The sequence below is a fragment of the Roseovarius bejariae genome, from assembly GCF_009669325.1.
Classification (GTDB): domain Bacteria; phylum Pseudomonadota; class Alphaproteobacteria; order Rhodobacterales; family Rhodobacteraceae; genus Roseovarius; species Roseovarius bejariae.
Genome location: NZ_SZWE01000001.1, coordinates 1,519,871 through 1,535,526, shown reverse-complemented (window position 1 = coordinate 1,535,526; position 15,656 = coordinate 1,519,871). Strand labels below are relative to the sequence as shown.

General features: G+C 62.0%; 16 protein-coding genes. 12 read left to right on the top strand and 4 right to left on the bottom strand.

Annotated elements, in window-relative coordinates; translation table 11 throughout:
• The first annotated feature begins 27 nt into the window (after nt 1-27).
• The 7 genes from FDP25_RS07370 (at nt 28) to glpK (ending at nt 7,704) form a co-directional block, all read left to right on the top strand.
• Nucleotides 28-1,116 carry an ABC transporter ATP-binding protein gene (locus tag FDP25_RS07370; RefSeq protein ID WP_154150356.1) on the top strand — a complete coding sequence of 363 codons (1,089 nt, stop codon included), beginning with the start codon at nt 28-30 and terminating at the stop codon, nt 1,114-1,116.
• A gap of 14 nt (nt 1,117-1,130) precedes the next feature.
• The gene (locus FDP25_RS07365) at nt 1,131-2,207 is read left to right on the top strand and encodes an ABC transporter ATP-binding protein (RefSeq protein ID WP_154150354.1); all 1,077 of its coding nucleotides are present in this window, start codon (nt 1,131-1,133) and stop codon (nt 2,205-2,207) included.
• Nucleotides 2,207-3,082 (top strand): carbohydrate ABC transporter permease, encoded by an 876-nt coding sequence (locus FDP25_RS07360; RefSeq protein WP_154150352.1) that lies wholly within the window; start codon nt 2,207-2,209, stop codon nt 3,080-3,082. The genes FDP25_RS07365 and FDP25_RS07360 overlap by 1 nt, the downstream gene beginning before the upstream one ends.
• Nucleotides 3,083-3,934, top strand: coding sequence for a carbohydrate ABC transporter permease (locus tag FDP25_RS07355; RefSeq protein WP_154150350.1), 852 nt, complete (start codon nt 3,083-3,085; stop codon nt 3,932-3,934).
• Between the two features lie 15 nt (nt 3,935-3,949).
• A complete protein-coding gene (locus tag FDP25_RS07350) occupies nt 3,950-4,222 on the top strand; it encodes a DUF2160 domain-containing protein (protein ID WP_154150348.1) in 273 nt (90 codons plus the stop codon).
• 88 nt (nt 4,223-4,310) lie between these two features.
• Nucleotides 4,311-6,032 carry an ABC transporter substrate-binding protein gene (locus FDP25_RS07345; protein ID WP_154150347.1) on the top strand — a complete coding sequence of 574 codons (1,722 nt, stop codon included), beginning with the start codon at nt 4,311-4,313 and terminating at the stop codon, nt 6,030-6,032.
• A 163-nt stretch (nt 6,033-6,195) separates the two neighbouring features.
• Nucleotides 6,196-7,704 (top strand): glycerol kinase GlpK, encoded by a 1,509-nt coding sequence (gene glpK, locus FDP25_RS07340; RefSeq protein WP_154150346.1) that lies wholly within the window; start codon nt 6,196-6,198, stop codon nt 7,702-7,704.
• 69 nt (nt 7,705-7,773) lie between these two features.
• Here glpK and FDP25_RS07335 read toward each other — a convergent pair whose 3' ends face one another.
• Nucleotides 7,774-8,916: an alkane 1-monooxygenase gene (locus FDP25_RS07335; protein ID WP_154150345.1), complete on the bottom strand. Its 1,143-nt coding sequence runs from the start codon at nt 8,914-8,916 to the stop codon at nt 7,774-7,776.
• 36 nt (nt 8,917-8,952) lie between these two features.
• Nucleotides 8,953-10,032, bottom strand: a complete 1,080-nt coding sequence (mutY, locus tag FDP25_RS07330) for an A/G-specific adenine glycosylase (RefSeq protein WP_154150344.1) — start codon at nt 10,030-10,032, stop codon at nt 8,953-8,955.
• Between the two features lie 80 nt (nt 10,033-10,112).
• On the opposite strand from mutY, the gene FDP25_RS07325 reads away from it, so the two are divergent.
• The 4 genes from FDP25_RS07325 to FDP25_RS07310 are packed head-to-tail and all read left to right on the top strand — an operon-like array spanning nt 10,113 to nt 13,705.
• Complete coding sequence (locus tag FDP25_RS07325) at nt 10,113-10,622, top strand: DUF721 domain-containing protein (RefSeq protein WP_154150343.1); 510 nt, start codon at nt 10,113-10,115, stop codon at nt 10,620-10,622.
• A 15-nt stretch (nt 10,623-10,637) separates the two neighbouring features.
• A complete protein-coding gene (locus FDP25_RS07320; RefSeq protein ID WP_154150342.1) occupies nt 10,638-11,312 on the top strand; it encodes a DsbA family protein in 675 nt (224 codons plus the stop codon).
• Entirely contained in the window at nt 11,309-12,427 is a 1,119-nt protein-coding gene (locus tag FDP25_RS07315) for a CaiB/BaiF CoA transferase family protein (RefSeq protein WP_154150341.1), read from the top strand. Before FDP25_RS07320 ends, FDP25_RS07315 begins: the two co-directional genes overlap by 4 nt.
• Nucleotides 12,428-12,430: 3 nt before the next feature.
• Nucleotides 12,431-13,705 (top strand): acetylornithine deacetylase/succinyl-diaminopimelate desuccinylase family protein, encoded by a 1,275-nt coding sequence (locus FDP25_RS07310; RefSeq protein WP_154150340.1) that lies wholly within the window; start codon nt 12,431-12,433, stop codon nt 13,703-13,705.
• 105 nt (nt 13,706-13,810) lie between these two features.
• Here the strand turns inward: FDP25_RS07310 and deoD are convergent, their stop codons facing one another.
• A complete protein-coding gene (deoD, locus tag FDP25_RS07305) occupies nt 13,811-14,518 on the bottom strand; it encodes a purine-nucleoside phosphorylase (RefSeq protein ID WP_154150339.1) in 708 nt (235 codons plus the stop codon).
• The gene (locus tag FDP25_RS07300; protein ID WP_154150338.1) at nt 14,515-14,961 is read right to left on the bottom strand and encodes a GNAT family N-acetyltransferase; all 447 of its coding nucleotides are present in this window, start codon (nt 14,959-14,961) and stop codon (nt 14,515-14,517) included. The genes deoD and FDP25_RS07300 overlap by 4 nt, the downstream gene beginning before the upstream one ends.
• Nucleotides 14,962-15,181: 220 nt before the next feature.
• Here FDP25_RS07300 and FDP25_RS07295 point away from each other — a divergent pair, with 220 nt between their 5' ends.
• The gene (locus tag FDP25_RS07295) at nt 15,182-15,610 is read left to right on the top strand and encodes a DUF4168 domain-containing protein (protein ID WP_154150337.1); all 429 of its coding nucleotides are present in this window, start codon (nt 15,182-15,184) and stop codon (nt 15,608-15,610) included.
• Nucleotides 15,611-15,656: the final 46 nt, after the last annotated feature.

Here is a 15,656-nt window from a genome sequence, read left to right as displayed (position 1 = left end):
CCGCGGCGTGAAGGAGGAAAGACGCGGATGACGCTGACACTGGATAGTGTGACCAAGGTGGTGAACGGGCAGGTGCATATCCACCCCACCGACCTGACGTTGGAAAAGGGCACGATGAACGTGCTTCTGGGGCCGACGCTTGCGGGGAAAACCTCGCTCATGCGCCTGATGGCCGGGCTGGACGTGCCGAACGAGGGGCGCATCCTGTGGGATGGCAAGGACGTGACCGGCATGCGCGTGCAGGATCGTCAGGTGGCGATGGTCTATCAGCAGTTCATCAACTACCCGTCGATGAGTGTGTATGACAACATCGCCTCGCCCCTGCGCCTGATGGGCAAGAAGGGGGCCGAGGTGGACGCCGCGGTGAAGGCAACCGCCGATCTGATGAAGCTGACCCCGATGCTGGATCGCAAGCCGCTGGAACTATCGGGCGGGCAGCAACAGCGCTGTGCCTTGGCACGGGCGCTGGTCAAGGGCGCGGGGCTGGTCCTTTTGGACGAACCGCTGGCGAACCTTGACTATAAGCTGCGCGAGGAATTGCGCATCGAAATCCCCAAGATTTTCGAGGAATCCGGCGCGATCTTCGTTTACGCCACGACCGAGCCGGAAGAGGCGCTTTTGCTGGGCGGTAATACCGCGACGCTTTGGGAAGGCCGCGTGACCCAATTCGGCAGTACGCCCGAGGTGTACCGCCGCCCCGTCGACGCCACCACCGCGCGGGTTTTCAGTGACCCGCCGATGAACTTCCTGCAAGTCTCGAAAACCGGTAGCAAACTGATGTTCGGTGATGGGCAGACCGCCCCCGCCACAGGTAAGCTGGCCGAACTGGCGGATGGTCGCTACACCGCCGGGTTCCGCCCCAACCACCTTGAGATCGGCAAGCACACGGCGGATGCGATGCAATTTACCGCGCAACTGAGCGTGACCGAGCTTACCGGCTCGGAAACCTTCGTGCATCTGGACCACCACGGCGAACGCTGGGTCGGTCTGGTGCACGGGGTGCATGACCTGACGTTGGGGGCCGATCTGGATGTCTACCTCGATCCCAGCCACGTTTATGTCTTTGGCGAGGATGGCGCGCTTGTCGCGCCTGCCGCCTATGCGCTTGCGGCCTGAGGGAGGGGCACGAGATGGCAAAGATAACATTGGATAACCTCGCGCACTCCTACCTGCCCAAGCCGCAGGGCGAGGAGGATTATGCCCTCAAGGAACTCAACCATGATTGGGACGATGGCGCGGCCTATGCGCTTCTGGGGTCGTCGGGCTGTGGGAAATCCACGCTTCTGAACATCATTTCGGGGCTGTTGCAGCCCAGTCAGGGCCGCATCCTGTTTGACGGGCAGGATGTCACCAACGCGCCAACCGCCGAACGCAACATCGCGCAGGTGTTCCAGTTTCCTGTCGTCTACGACACCATGACCGTGCGTGATAACCTTGCCTTCCCGCTGCGCAACCGGGGCCGGGACGAGGCCTATGTCGCCGAGCGAGTTCAGGAAGTGGCCCGCATGATCGGCATGGAAGAGGAACTGTCGCGCAAGGCGCGGGGCCTGACCGCCGATGCCAAGCAGAAAATCAGCCTTGGCCGCGGCATGGTCCGCAAGGATGTGAATGCCCTGCTGTTCGATGAGCCACTGACAGTGATCGACCCGCATATGAAATGGGAATTGCGGACGCAGCTCAAGAAGCTGCACCACGATTTCGGCCACACGATGATCTATGTCACCCACGACCAGACCGAGGCCCTGACCTTCGCTGACAAGGTGGTGGTCATGTACGATGGCCGCGTGGTGCAGATCGGCACGCCCGAAGAACTGTTCGAGCGGCCCGAGCATACCTTCGTGGGCTATTTCATCGGCTCGCCGGGGATGAACGTGATCCCGGCCAAGGTCGAAGGCAAGCAAGCCTATATCAATGGGTCTGCCCTTGATCTGGGCGCGGCCTATGGCGCGCTGGACGGCAAGGTGGAAATCGGCGTGCGGCCCGAATTCGCCCGCCTTTCCGAAAGCGACGGCCTGCCCGTCAAGGTGCGCCGGGTCGAGGACGTTGGCCGCCACAAGATCGTGCGCGCCGAGTTTTTCGGCAACGATATCAATATCATCGCAGGTGAAGGCGAAGAGATTGGCGCGGACAAGACGCGCGTCACCTTCGACCCTGCGCATGTCAACGTTTACGCCAATGACTGGCGGGTGCAGGGGGAGGCTGCGTAATGCAGGAGAAAACAGTCAACCAAAAGGCATGGTTCCTTGTGCTGCCGGTACTGGTGCTGGTGGCCTTCTCGGCGATCATCCCCTTGATGACGGTGGTCAACTACTCGGTGCAGGACACCTTCGGCGGCAATCAGTTTTTCTGGGCGGGTCTGGAATGGTTCAAGGACCTTCTTCATTCCGAACGGATGTGGAATGCGCTGGGCCGTCAGATGGCCTTTTCTGCGATCATTCTGGCCATCGAGGTGCCGCTTGGCATTTTCGTCGCGCTCAACATGCCCAAAAGCGGATTTTGGGCCAGTTTCTGTCTGGTCCTGATGTCGCTGCCCTTGCTGGTCCCGTGGAACGTGGTCGGCACCATCTGGCAAATCTTCGGTCGCGTCGATATTGGCCTTCTGGGCTATACGCTGGATAAGCTGGGTATTTCCTATAACTACACGCAGGATTTCATTGCCGCTTGGGCCACCGTTATCGTGATGGATGTCTGGCATTGGACCTCGCTTGTGGCGCTGCTGGCCTATGCCGGTCTGCAATCCATCCCCGACGCCTATTACCAAGCGGCCAAGATCGACCAGGCCAGCCGCTGGAAGGTCTTCCGCTATATCGAACTACCCAAGATGGCCGGTGTTCTGATGATCGCCATCCTGCTGCGCTTCATGGACAGTTTCATGATCTATACCGAGCCTTTCGTGGTGACCGGCGGCGGCCCGGGCAATGCAACCACCTTCCTGTCGATCGACCTTGTGAAGATGGCACTGGGGCAGTTCGACCTTGGACCGGCGGCGGCCTTCTCGATCATGTATTTCCTCGTGATCCTGCTGATCTCGTGGGTGTTCTACACGGTGATGACCAACCTCGACAAAGCGGAGGGCAAGTAAATGGCCGATATGACCGTGAATCAAAGTGCCCGCCGTGCCCGTGCCCTGCCGCGGATCAACAGCCGCGCGGTGGTGATGGCCCTCTACCTCGTGTTCCTCATGCTGCCGATCTATTGGCTGCTGAACATGAGCCTGAAAACCAATGCCGAGATATTGGGAGAGTTCTCGCTCTGGCCGCGGGACCTGACCTTGCAGAACTATGTCACCATCCTGACCGACCCAAGCTGGTACATGGGCTACGTCAATTCGCTGACATACGTTGTGATGAACACCGTGATCTCGGTCACGGTGGCGCTTCCGGCGGCCTATGCCTTCAGCCGCTATCACTTCATGGGCGACAAGCACCTGTTCTTCTGGTTGCTGACCAACCGGATGGCCCCGCCCGCCGTGTTCGCGCTGCCGTTTTTCCAGCTTTACAGCTCGGTCGGCTTGTTCGACACGCATATCGCCGTGGCCTTGGCGCACTGTCTGTTCAACGTGCCGTTGGCTGTCTGGATCCTTGAAGGGTTCATGCGCGGCGTACCCAAGGAAATCGACGAGACCGCCTATATCGACGGCTACAGCTTTGGCCGCTTCTTCATCAAGATTTTCACGCCCCTGATCGCCTCGGGTATCGGCGTGGCGGCCTTCTTCTGCTTCATGTTCTCGTGGGTGGAACTGCTGCTGTCGCGCACCTTGACCAGCGTCGATGCCAAACCCATCGCCGCCACCATGACGCGTACGATTGGGGCGTCGGGGATCGATTGGGGCGTGTTGGCCGCCGCCGGGGTGCTGACGCTCGTGCCGGGGGCCTTGGTGATCTACTTCGTGCGCAATTACATCGCCAAGGGCTTTGCCCTGGGCCGCGTGTAAGGGAGGAAACACACTATGGACTGGATGGCATGGACCCTACCGACCGCCGCATTCTTCGGGGTGATCGCCCTGTTGCTCATCACCTTTTCGATCCTCGCGGTGAAATTCCCCGAGACCCCGCGTACCGGGATTCTGCGGATCGAGACCACGCGCGGTGATCGTCTTTTCATCACGCTTCTGGGCTCGGCCTTCATCAACCTGGCCTGGCTGGCCCTTGTCGGGGCGCATCAGCCCTATGCGCTGATCCTTTGCCTGATCTATGCCGCGGCGGTCTTTCGCTGGGTGTAGGGCGGACATGCGCCCGGGAGCGGAGGAGACCGGGCGCCAACCTTCAATATCCTCAAAGATACGATTGGTTCTAACTGGGAGGAAAGCTATGAACCTTAACCTCAAATCCACAACCGCGCTGGGCCTTGCCTTGTCGCTTCTGACCGGACCGGCCCTTGCCGGGATGGAGGAAGCGCAAGAGTTCCTTGACGCGGAAATCGGCGAGCTGTCGGCGCTGGATCGCGCCGGGCAAGAGGCCGAAATGCAATGGTTCATCGACGCGGCACAGCCCTTTGCGGGCATGGACATCCGCGTTGTGTCGGAAACCATCGCCACCCATGAATACGAGGCCAAGGTTCTGGCCCCGGCGTTCACGGCGATTACTGGTATCAACGTCACCCATGACCTGATCGGCGAGGGCGATGTCGTCGAGAAACTGCAAACACAGATGCAGTCGGGCCAGAACATCTATGACGCCTATGTCAACGACAGTGACCTGATCGGGACCCACTGGCGCTATCAGCAAGTGCGCAACCTGACCGACTGGATGGGCGGCGAAGGGGCGGACGCGACCAACCCGGGCCTCGACCTAGAAGATTTCATCGGCACCGAGTTCACCACGGCGCCCGATGGCAAGCTGTATCAGCTTCCCGACCAGCAATTCGCGAACCTTTACTGGTTCCGCTACGACTGGTTCAACGACGAGAAGAACAAGGCCGATTTCAAAGAGGCCTATGGCTATGATCTGGGGGTTCCGGTCAACTGGTCGGCGTACGAGGATATTGCCGAGTTCTTCACGGGTCGCGACCTGAGCCACCTGGGCGTCGAAGGCGAAGTCTTCGGCAACATGGACTATGGCAAGAAAGACCCCAGCCTTGGTTGGCGCTATACCGACGCGTGGATGTCCATGGCCGGGATGGGCGACAAGGGCGAACCCAACGGCCTGCCGGTCGATGAATGGGGCATCCGCGTCAACGACAACAGCCAGCCGGTGGGCGCCTGCATGGCCCGCGGCGGCGCGGCCAACAGCCCGGCTGCGGTCTACGCTGTGGATAAAGCCATCGAGTGGCTCCAGAACTACTCGCCGCCCTCGGCCATGGGGATGACCTTTTCCGAGGCGGGCCCGGTCCCTGCGCAGGGGAACGTGGCGCAACAGATGTTCTGGTACACCGCGTTCACTGCGGCATCGGTCAAGCCTGACCTGCCTGTGATGAACGAAGACGGCACGCCCAAGTGGCGCATGGCCCCCAGCCCGCACGGCGCCTATTGGGAAGACGGCATGAAAGTCGGTTACCAGGATGTGGGCAGCTGGACCTTGATGAAATCCACCCCGGTGGATCGCGCCAAGGCCGCTTGGCTGTATGCACAGTTCGTGACGTCGAAAACCGTGGACGTGAAGAAGGCGCATACCGGCCTGACCTTCATCCGCGAGTCGACGATCAATCACGACAGCTTCACCGAGCGCGCGTCGAAACTGGGCGGCCTCGTGGAATTCTACCGCAGCCCCGCCCGTACCCAGTGGTCACCGACCGGCACCAACGTGCCCGACTACCCCAAATTGGCACAGCTTTGGTGGCAGAACATCGGCGATGCCATGTCCGGTGCGAAAACCGCACAAGAGGCACTGGATAGCCTCTGCGGCGACATGGAAAGCGTGATGGAACGTCTGGAACGCGCCGGCATCCAGGGCGACATCGGCCCGGCCATGAATGACGAAGAAGGCGCCGAATACTGGTTGTCACAGCCCGGGGCGCCCAAGCCGAAACTGGACAACGAGGACGAAGAGCCGATCACCGTCAGCTATGACGAACTGGTTGCCAGCTGGCAGTAAGTCCATTGGCCGGGGCCGCCGTCCGCGTGGTCCCGGCCTTTTCTCTCCCTGACGGCAAGGAAGGCATCGCTTGCAAGATGTCTCTGGCCGATTACTCTGCGGCCGCTGGGGCCTCTGGCGGCCGCTTTTTCATGACCAACACGACGCGCGGGGGATAAATGACATGACCCATATTCTGGCCATCGACCAAGGCACCACCTCCAGCCGGGCCATCCTGTTCGACCAAGACATGAAACTGGTCGCCACCGCGCAGGAAGAATTCACCCAGCACTACCCCGATTCCGGCTGGGTCGAACATGACCCGAACGATCTTTGGTCGACCACCGCTGGCACATGCCGGGCGGTGATCGAACGTGCGGGCCTGCGGGTTCGCGACATCACGGCCATCGGCATCACCAATCAACGCGAAACGACCCTTGTCTGGGACAAAACAACCGGCGAGCCGGTTTATAACGCCATCGTCTGGCAGGATCGCCGCACTGCCGACCTGTGCCGCGAATTGCGCGACGAAGGCCACGAAGAGATGGTCACAGACCGCACCGGCCTTTTGCTTGATCCCTATTTTTCGGGCACCAAGCTCAAGTGGATTTTGGACAATGTCGAAGGCGCCCGTGCCCAGGCCGAGGCGGGTGAGCTGCTGTTCGGCACTGTCGATACCTTCCTGATCTGGAAGCTGACAGGGGGGGCGGTTCATGCCACCGACGCCACCAACGCCGCGCGCACATTGCTTTACGACATCCGCAAGGGACGGTGGAGTTCGACCATCTGCGAGTTGCTGGATATTCCGCAAAACATGCTGCCCGAAGTGCGCGACAGCGCCGCCGATTACGGCATGGTCCGCGATGACCTGTTCGGTCGCGAAATCCCCATTCGCGGCGTCGCGGGCGACCAACAGGCCGCCACCGTCGGGCAGGCCTGTTTTGCGCCGGGGATGCTCAAATCCACCTATGGCACGGGCTGTTTTGCCCTGCTCAATACCGGGGACACGCCCGTTGTGTCGCAGAACCGGCTGCTGACGACCATCGCCTATCAACTGGATGGCAAGCCCACCTATGCGCTGGAAGGGTCGATCTTTATCGCCGGTGCGGTGGTGCAATGGCTGCGTGACGGCCTCAAGATCATCCGCGAGGCTTCGGAAACCCAACCCTTGGCCGAGGCCGCGGACCCCGCGCAAAACGTGGTGCTGGTGCCGGCCTTCACCGGGCTTGGGGCGCCCTATTGGAACGCCGAATGCCGGGGCGCTGTTTTTGGCCTGACACGCAATTCCCGACCACAGGAATTCGCCCGCGCCGCCCTTGAAAGCGTGGGCTATCAAACCCGCGATTTGCTGGAGGCCATGCGCAGCGATTGGACCAGCCACGGCGGCGCGGCCCTGCGCGATGGCGGGGCCGAAACCCTGCGCGTCGATGGCGGGATGAGTGCCAGCGATTGGGCGATGCAATTCCTGTCCGACATTATCGATGCGCCCGTTGATCGCCCCGAGGTTCTGGAAACCACCGCGCTAGGTGCTGCATGGCTGGCGGGAATGCAGGTGGGGCTTTACCCGGGGCTAAAGGACTTTGCCCAGACATGGGCGCTGGACCGCAAGTTCACGCCCGATATGGATGAGGCCACCCGCGCCCGCAAATATGATGCCTGGAAACGCGCGGTGAATGCGACGCTGAGTTTTTGAAACGCGGGGGGTATGACCACTTCGTAGGGTGCGCATTCATTGCGCACCATTCCAAAACCTTAGCCTATCTCACGACGCCCCGCGCGGCATCGGGGTTTGCGCCTTGTTATAGGGTTTCCAGTCGCTCACCTCGGGGTAATACATCTTGCGCCATTTGCGCACACGCGGGTTCATCACCCGCCGCCAGATGGGCGGCACCATCGCCGCCATGGTCATGATCGGATACCCATAGGGAAGCTGCGGTGCCTCGGCCTCGGTATAGTTTTGCAAAAGTGGGAACCGCCGGTCGGGCTTGTAATGGTGATCCGAGTGCCGTTGCAGATTGATCAATAGCCAGTTCGACGCCTTATGCGCCGCGTTCCAGCTATGGCGCGGTTTGACGTGCTCATACTTGCCCTCGCCCAGATGTTTGCGGGTCAACCCATAATGTTCGACGTAGTTGGTCAGTTCCAACTGCCAGACCGACACGAAAGCCTGCCAGACGAACAGCAACAGGCCAATCCACCCGCCCAGAAGCACCGCCAGCACGATCATGTAAAGATCAAGCGCCCAGTATTTCCAGAAGGGGTTCGTATGGTGCCACCACGGCAGCCCCTTGCGCGCCAGCATCGCTTTTTCCGCCCGGAAGGCCGAGGCATAGGTCTCGCCCAGAACCCGCGCGAAATAGCGGTGGAACCCTTCGTTATACCGCGCCGTCACCGCATCACGCGGGGTGCCGACATAGCGGTGATGCACCTGCAAATGCTCGGTATGGAAATGCGAATACAGCACCATCGCCAGCAATCCGTCGGCCAGCCACCGCTCACCCTTGTCCTTTTGGTGCATCAATTCGTGCGAATAGACGATGCCCACGGTCCCGGTGATCACCCCCACGCCAAAGAACAGCACGATCTTTTCCAGCGCCGACAGATGCTCGGCCCCCGGCACGTACCAGACCATCCAGAACAAAAGGCAGAACTGAATGGGGGCCCAAAGCAGGGTAATCGCCTTGTACCACTTCAACTGGTCCTCGCCGGTTTCCAGATCAGCGTTTTCAAGGTTGAGGCCGAGGAAGGCATCGAGGATTGAAAACAGGTACCACGTCATCACCGGCAAAAGTACAACGGTCCACCCGCCCTTGAGCGCCCCGAGAATGGCGACCGGCACCAGGAGCAGCGACATCCAGAACGGTACGGCATTGCGGAACTTGGCGACTTGGGTGGCGGGGATCATGGGGTTTTCTCCGAAGGGCGATACTGGAAACTGGGGTTAACCTGCGTCACCTTTTGCCAGCGCGCCTTGCGCAAGGTCAAATACCTTGCGCATGACGGTGGGTAAATCCGAGGGGCGAAAGGCGGTCTTGGGCAGGTAATCACCCCGGTCAGGTGTGACGCCCTGCGGCACCCGCGCCACACGGATGGTCAGCCGCAGGTGGAAATGCGTGAAGGTATGGCGGGCCTCCTCGCCAATGTCCTGCCAATCCGCATCCAGTGGCGGGGCCGGTTCCGGGGCCTCGTTCCACGCACTTCCGGGCCAGCCCAGCATCCCGCCCAACAGGCCCTTCTCGGGCCGGGTTTCCAAAAGAAACGCCCCATCCTCCCGGCGCGCGACATAGGCAATGCCAAGCCGGGTTGGCTTGGGTTTCTTGGGGGTCTTCAAGGGCAACTCGGCTTGCACCCCGGCGGCCCGCGCGGCGCAGGCCCCCATCCACGGGCAAACCCCACAGGCAGGGCTTTTCGGGGTGCAGACCGTGGCACCAAGGTCCATCACCGCCTGCGCATAATCCCCGGCGCGGGCGTCCGGCGTCAGGTGTGCAGCTGCCTCGGTCAACTCGGGCTTGGCGGCGGGAAGCGGGGTGCGAATGTCATGCACCCGCGCCATCACGCGTTCGACATTGCCATCCACCACCACCTCGGGCGCATCATAGGCAATGGCCGAGATTGCGGCGGCGGTATAAGGCCCGATGCCAGGCAGGGCCAAAAGGCCCTCGCGCGTGGTGGGGAAGGTGCCGCCATGCTCCTTGGCCACCACCCGCGCGCATTTCAAAAGGTTGCGCGCCCGCGCGTAATATCCAAGCCCCGCCCATTCGCCCATGACCTGCGCATCGGGGGCGGCGGCCAGATCGCCCACCGTGGGCCAAAGCGTTGTGAACCGCTCAAAGTAGCTTTTGACGGCAGCCACGGTGGTTTGTTGCAACATCACTTCGGACAGCCACACGCGGTAAGGATCGGGCACCACCCCCGCCGCCCGGTCACCGGGCGACACCCGCCACGGCAGATCACGCGCGTGGCGGTCGTACCACGCCAGCAGATCGGCGGCTTTCGGCACGTCCAAAGCGGCGTCACGCATGTGTTATCCCTCATCGCGCCTTATGGGCTGGCATGGCCCGTTACATGCCCTAAGATAGGACGCAAGTACAGGAGTCCACCATGCCCCGCCGCGATTCCACCACCCGTGGTTTCAAACGCACCGCGAACCTCTTGCAGGACCGCATCAGGCGGGCCTCGGAAACGCGTGGCTTCGCGCAATCGCGGCTGCTGACCCATTGGCCCGAGATCGTGGGCGAAGACGTGGCCGCCATCGCCCGCCCCGTCGATGTGAAATACGGTCGCCAAGGCTTTGGCGCGACGCTGACCCTCCTGACCACCGGCGCGCAGGCCCCGATGCTGGAAATGCAAAAGGAACAACTGCGCGAAAAGGTGAACGGGGTTTACGGCTACAACGCCATCTCGCGCATCCGCATCACCCAAACCGCCCCCACAGGCTTTGCCGAGGGGCAGGCCAGTTTCGATCACCGCCCCAAGAAGCAAGCCCCGGCCAAGCCCGACCCGGCCGTGACCAGAGCCGCCAGTGAGCTGGCCGCCCCAGTGGGCGACACAGGGCTTCGCGATGCGCTTGAAGCCTTGGGGCGGAACGTACTATCCAAGACCAAACGCTGACACAAAGGGAAGCACATGCAACGCAAACTCCTTACCGGGGCCGCGGCCCTCGCCATCGTCGCAGGCGCCGCCTATTGGCTGGCCAGCACCCCGGCAAATGAACCGGGCATCTCGCTTGGCGCGGCCAACGCGCAGGAAAGCGACGAGGCGGTCGATACCTCGGGCATCGTGGAAATGACCATGGGCGCCGAGGATGCGCCGGTTACGGTGGTCGAATACGCCTCCTTCACATGCCCGCATTGCGCCAATTTCCACACAGGCCCGGGCAAGAAGCTGAAGGCCGAGTACATCGACAACGGTGATGTGAAATTCGTCTATCGCGACGTGTTCTTCGATCGCTTCGGCCTCTGGGCGTCGATGATCGCGCGTTGTGATGGCGGGGATCGTTTCTTCGGCATTGCCGACATGCTTTACAAGCAACAGAAAGACTGGATCGGCTCGGGCGATCCCGTCGAGATCGCCAACAACCTGCGCAAGATCGGCAAGACCGCAGGTCTGGACGACGATCAGGTCGAACAATGCCTGCAAGACAATGACAAGGCCAAGGCCCTTGTCGCGTGGTTCCAGCAACACGCCGAAGAGGACGAGATCAACGCCACACCGACGCTGATCATCAACGGCGAGAAACACTCCAACATGTCCTACGCCGACCTCAAGGAGATCGTCGAGGCGGAGCTTGCCCAGGAATGACCACCCCGCTTGCCGGCCTGAAAGTCATTGAACTGGCCCGTATTCTGGCCGGCCCCTGGGCCGGTCAGACGCTGGCCGATCTGGGCGCCGAGGTGATCAAGGTCGAAAGCCCCGCAGGCGACGATACCCGCAACTGGGGCCCGCCCTTCATCGACCGCGAGGATGACCGCTCGGCGGCCTATTTTCATTCCTGCAATCGTGGCAAATCCAGTGTCACCGTGGATTTCCGCACGCCCGAGGGGCAGGCGCAGGTGCGCGACATGGTGCGCGAGGCCGACGTGGTGATCGAGAACTTCAAGCTGGGTGGGCTTGCCAAGTATGGACTGGACTACGACAGCCTGAAAGAGATCAACCCCGGCCTGATTTACTGTTCCATCACCGGGTTCGGTCAGGACGGGCCTTATGCCCACCGCGCCGGGTATGATTACATCATTCAAGGCATGTCCGGCCTGATGTCGATCACCGGCGATCCGCAGGGCCAGCCCACAAAGGTCGGCGTGGCGATCACCGATGTCTTCACCGGCGTCTATGCCACGACCGCCATTCTGGCCGCCCTCCATCAACGCCACGCAACCGGGCAGGGGCAACAGATCGACATGGCCCTGCTGGACGTGGCGGTGTCCGTCACCGCCAATCAGGCGATGAATTACCTCTCGACCGGCACCGCGCCGGGGCGCTTGAGCAATTACCACCCCAACCTTTCCCCCTATCAGGTCTTCGATTGCGCCGATGGTCATATCATCATCGCCGTGGGGAATGACGGGCAGTTCGCGCGTCTTTGCGAGCTTCTGGGGCGTGCCGATCTGGCCACGCACGAGGACTACGCCACCAATCCCGCCCGTGTCGCGAACCGCGAAAGCCTCGATGCGCTTTTGACCGAACGCACAAGCACCTTCACCAAGGCCGATCTGCTGGCCGCCTGCGAGGCGCAGGGCGTGCCCGCCGGACCGATAAATGACTTGCAGGAGGTCTTTGACGACCCGCAGGTGAAGGCCCGAAACATGCGCGTCGATCTGGATGGCGTTCCCGGCGTGCGCTCGCCTTTCCGCTTTTCGGGGGCCGAGTTGAACCTTGCCCGCCCCTCGCCCAAACTGGGCGAAGATAACGGGAGCTGAACCATGGACATCCGCGCGCGCCTTCACGAAGATATCGCCGCGCGGCGCGAAGACCTGATCGCCCTGACCCAAGACCTGATCCGCATTCCCACGCTTAACCCGCCGGGGGCCAATTACCGCGAGATTTGCGACTACCTCGACCGCCGCCTGCTGCGCGCGGGGTTCCATACCGAGTTGATCCGCGCCGAGGGCGCCATCGGCGACAGTGACAAACACCCCCGCTGGAACATCGTGGCGCGGCGCGAGGGGAAAGCCCCCGGCCAATGCGTGCATTTCAACAGTCATATCGACGTGGTCGAAGTAGGCCACGGCTGGACGACCGACCCCTTCGGCGGCGAGGTGAAAGAGGGCCGCATCTATGGCCGCGGGGCCTGTGACATGAAAGGCGGGCTGGCCGCGTCGATCATCGCCGCCGAGGCCTTTATCGCCACCTGCCCCGACTATGCGGGCGCGATTGAAATCAGCGGCACGGCGGACGAGGAATCGGGCGGGTTCGGCGGCGTCGCCTATCTGGCCGAACAGGGCTATTTCGAACGGGTGCAGCACGTGATCATCCCCGAACCGTTGAACAAGGATCGCATCTGCCTTGGACATCGCGGCGTCTGGTGGGCCGAGGTGGAAACAAAGGGCGAGATCGCCCATGGCTCCATGCCGTTTCTGGGGGATTGCGCGGTCCGGCACATGGGGGCGGTTGTGGCGGAAATGGAAGACAGCCTGTTTCCGGCCTTGGCCCGGAAGCGGACAGAAATGCCCGTGGTTCCCGAAGGGGCGCGGCAATCCACGCTCAACATCAACTCCATCCACGGCGGCGAACCCGAGCAAGAAGAGGATTACACCGGTATGCCCTCGGCCTGTGTGCCCGACCGCTGCCGCATGGTGATCGACCGGCGCTTCCTGATCGAGGAAGACATCGACGAGGTGCAGGCCGAAATCCGCGCCGTTCTGGAGCGCGTGCGCGACGGGCGACCCGGGTTCGACTATGAACTCAAGGAGTTGTTCCGCGTCCTGCCGACCATGACGGAACGCGACGCACCCGTGGTGGGGGCGGTGTCGCGCGCGGTGGAAAGCGTCATGGGGCGCGAGGCAGACTACGTGGTCAGCCCCGGCACCTATGACCAGAAACACATCGACCGCATCGGGCGGCTGAAAAACTGCATCGCCTACGGGCCCGGTGTTCTGGACCTTGCGCACAAGCCCGATGAATGGGTGGGGATCGAGGACATGATGCAATCGGCCGAGGTCATGGCCCTGGCGCTGCACGAACTTCTGGGCGGGTAATGGTTTGGGGCTTCGCCCCCGCCGCCCTTCGGGCGTCTCCCCCAGGGTATTTGGACCAAGAAAAACCTGCATCTTCTTGGCAAAAATACTCAATTCAACCGGGGATCACTCGGGGAACGCTGCCATCAGAGCAATCTCGACCATATCGCCAAAGCTGCTTTCGCGGGCTGTGCTGTCGAGCGCTTCGCCGGTCTGCAGGTGGTCGCTCACCGTCAGGATCGCCAAGGCCCGCGCGCCATGGCGGGCGGCCAGCGTATAAAGTTCGGCGGCCTCCATCTCGACGGCCAGCGTGCCGTGGCGGGTCATTTGCTCGGTCAGGTCGGGGCGTTCGTCATAGAAGGTATCCGAGGAATAGATGCCGCCCACATGCGGGTTGACACCGCGCGCCTTGGCCGCCGTGACGGCGGCATGCAGCAGCCCCCAGTCGGCGCAGGGGGCGAAATTCACCTCGCGCAGGATGGCGCTTGAGGGGGTCGAGATGCTGCTGGCGGTCATGGCGATCACCACGTCGCGCAGGGCCACATGCGCCTGCATGGCCCCGCAACTGCCGATACGAACGAGGGTTTTCGCGCCGTAATCGCGGATCAGCTCGTTGGCATAGATCGACAGGCTGGACATCCCCATGCCGCTGCCGTGGATCGTCACCCGATGGCCGTTCCATGTGCCGGTGTAGCCCAGCATCCCCCTGACATCGTTGACCAGTTCCACGCCTTCAAGAAAGCTGTGCGCCGCCCATTCGGCGCGCTTGGGATCGCCCGGCAGAAGCACGGTTTCGGCGATCTGGCCCGGTTTCGCCCCGATATGAACCGTCATGGCCGGGCGTATTTGATGAAGGGGGTCAGCACGCCCACCCGGTCATACAATTTACGCGCCTCGGCGTTGAAGTCTTGCGTCAGCCAATAGACCGCCGGGCAGCCATCGGTATCGGCCTGTGCATAGACCGCCTCAATCAATTTGCGGCCCACGCCGGTGCCGCGCACGGATGGGTCGGCGTAGAGATCTTGCAGGTAACAGACCTTCTCAAGCCGCCAGTTGTGCGGGTGGTAGATATAATGCACCAAGCCAACAAGCCGCCCCTCCTGTACCGCCACAAGCGCGTTTTGATCCGGGTGATCCTCGGCGCACAGCCGGGCGAAGGTGGCATCATAGACGGCCTCGGAGACGCTGCTTTCGTAGAACTCGAGATAGGCCGTCCAGAGCGCGGCCCATTGGGGGCGGTCTTCGGCGGTTATGGGGCGGATGGTGGTCTCGGACATGGGCGCTCCGGCGTTGCTTCCAGTGTAAGGGTAAAGCGGTGCGCGGGGGTTTGCCAGAGGGGATGCACGGCCCTGTGCCAACAAAGACCCCGGGGAAACACGGCGCCCCACCGAACGGCGTTTTTCCGCTGAGGTGGTTGCATCCCCCGGCCCGCTCGCCCACCTGTTGCAGGAGCAAGGGGCCTAAGCGCCCCGCAACACAGGCTGAACGGAGACCGCATTGACCTTCAAAACCCCCATCACCGGCGCAGTGAGCGCCTTCGCCCTCGCGCTTGCGCTTGCGACGCCCGGACTGGCGCAAGATGCCGACGCCGAGGCTGAGGCCAATACCCAAACCGAGGCGACGGCTTCCGAAACACCGCAGATCGCAGCCGAAGACGTGACCGACGAGCAGGTCAATGGCTTTGTCGCAGCCCTGATCGCGGTAGAAGCGGTGCAGGCCGAATACATGCCCAAGATCAAGGCGCAGGACACCCAGGAAGGTGCCGCAAACATGGTGGAGGAAGCCAACGAAGCCGCCAAGACAGCCGTGTCCGAAGTCACCGATATGACGCCGGAAACCTTTCGCGCCATCGGGGCGGTGGCGCAACAGGATAAAGACCTCAACGCACGCATCGTCGCGCGCATTCAGGAAGTTCGCGCAGAATAACACCCTTGTCTGACAGGCAAGATAAAAGGCCCACGGATGATCCGTG

Coding starts and splice junctions, on each gene's coding strand:
- FDP25_RS07370 (WP_154150356.1), top strand. CDS start 28: ATGACGCTGACACTGGATAGTGTGACCAAGGTGGTGAACGGGCAGGTG.
- FDP25_RS07365 (WP_154150354.1), top strand. CDS start 1,131: ATGGCAAAGATAACATTGGATAACCTCGCGCACTCCTACCTGCCCAAG.
- FDP25_RS07360 (WP_154150352.1), top strand. CDS start 2,207: ATGCAGGAGAAAACAGTCAACCAAAAGGCATGGTTCCTTGTGCTGCCG.
- FDP25_RS07355 (WP_154150350.1), top strand. CDS start 3,083: ATGGCCGATATGACCGTGAATCAAAGTGCCCGCCGTGCCCGTGCCCTG.
- FDP25_RS07350 (WP_154150348.1), top strand. CDS start 3,950: ATGGACTGGATGGCATGGACCCTACCGACCGCCGCATTCTTCGGGGTG.
- FDP25_RS07345 (WP_154150347.1), top strand. CDS start 4,311: ATGAACCTTAACCTCAAATCCACAACCGCGCTGGGCCTTGCCTTGTCG.
- glpK (WP_154150346.1), top strand. CDS start 6,196: ATGACCCATATTCTGGCCATCGACCAAGGCACCACCTCCAGCCGGGCC.
- FDP25_RS07335 (WP_154150345.1), bottom strand. CDS start 8,916: ATGATCCCCGCCACCCAAGTCGCCAAGTTCCGCAATGCCGTACCGTTC.
- mutY (WP_154150344.1), bottom strand. CDS start 10,032: ATGCGTGACGCCGCTTTGGACGTGCCGAAAGCCGCCGATCTGCTGGCG.
- FDP25_RS07325 (WP_154150343.1), top strand. CDS start 10,113: ATGCCCCGCCGCGATTCCACCACCCGTGGTTTCAAACGCACCGCGAAC.
- FDP25_RS07320 (WP_154150342.1), top strand. CDS start 10,638: ATGCAACGCAAACTCCTTACCGGGGCCGCGGCCCTCGCCATCGTCGCA.
- FDP25_RS07315 (WP_154150341.1), top strand. CDS start 11,309: ATGACCACCCCGCTTGCCGGCCTGAAAGTCATTGAACTGGCCCGTATT.
- FDP25_RS07310 (WP_154150340.1), top strand. CDS start 12,431: ATGGACATCCGCGCGCGCCTTCACGAAGATATCGCCGCGCGGCGCGAA.
- deoD (WP_154150339.1), bottom strand. CDS start 14,518: ATGACGGTTCATATCGGGGCGAAACCGGGCCAGATCGCCGAAACCGTG.
- FDP25_RS07300 (WP_154150338.1), bottom strand. CDS start 14,961: ATGTCCGAGACCACCATCCGCCCCATAACCGCCGAAGACCGCCCCCAA.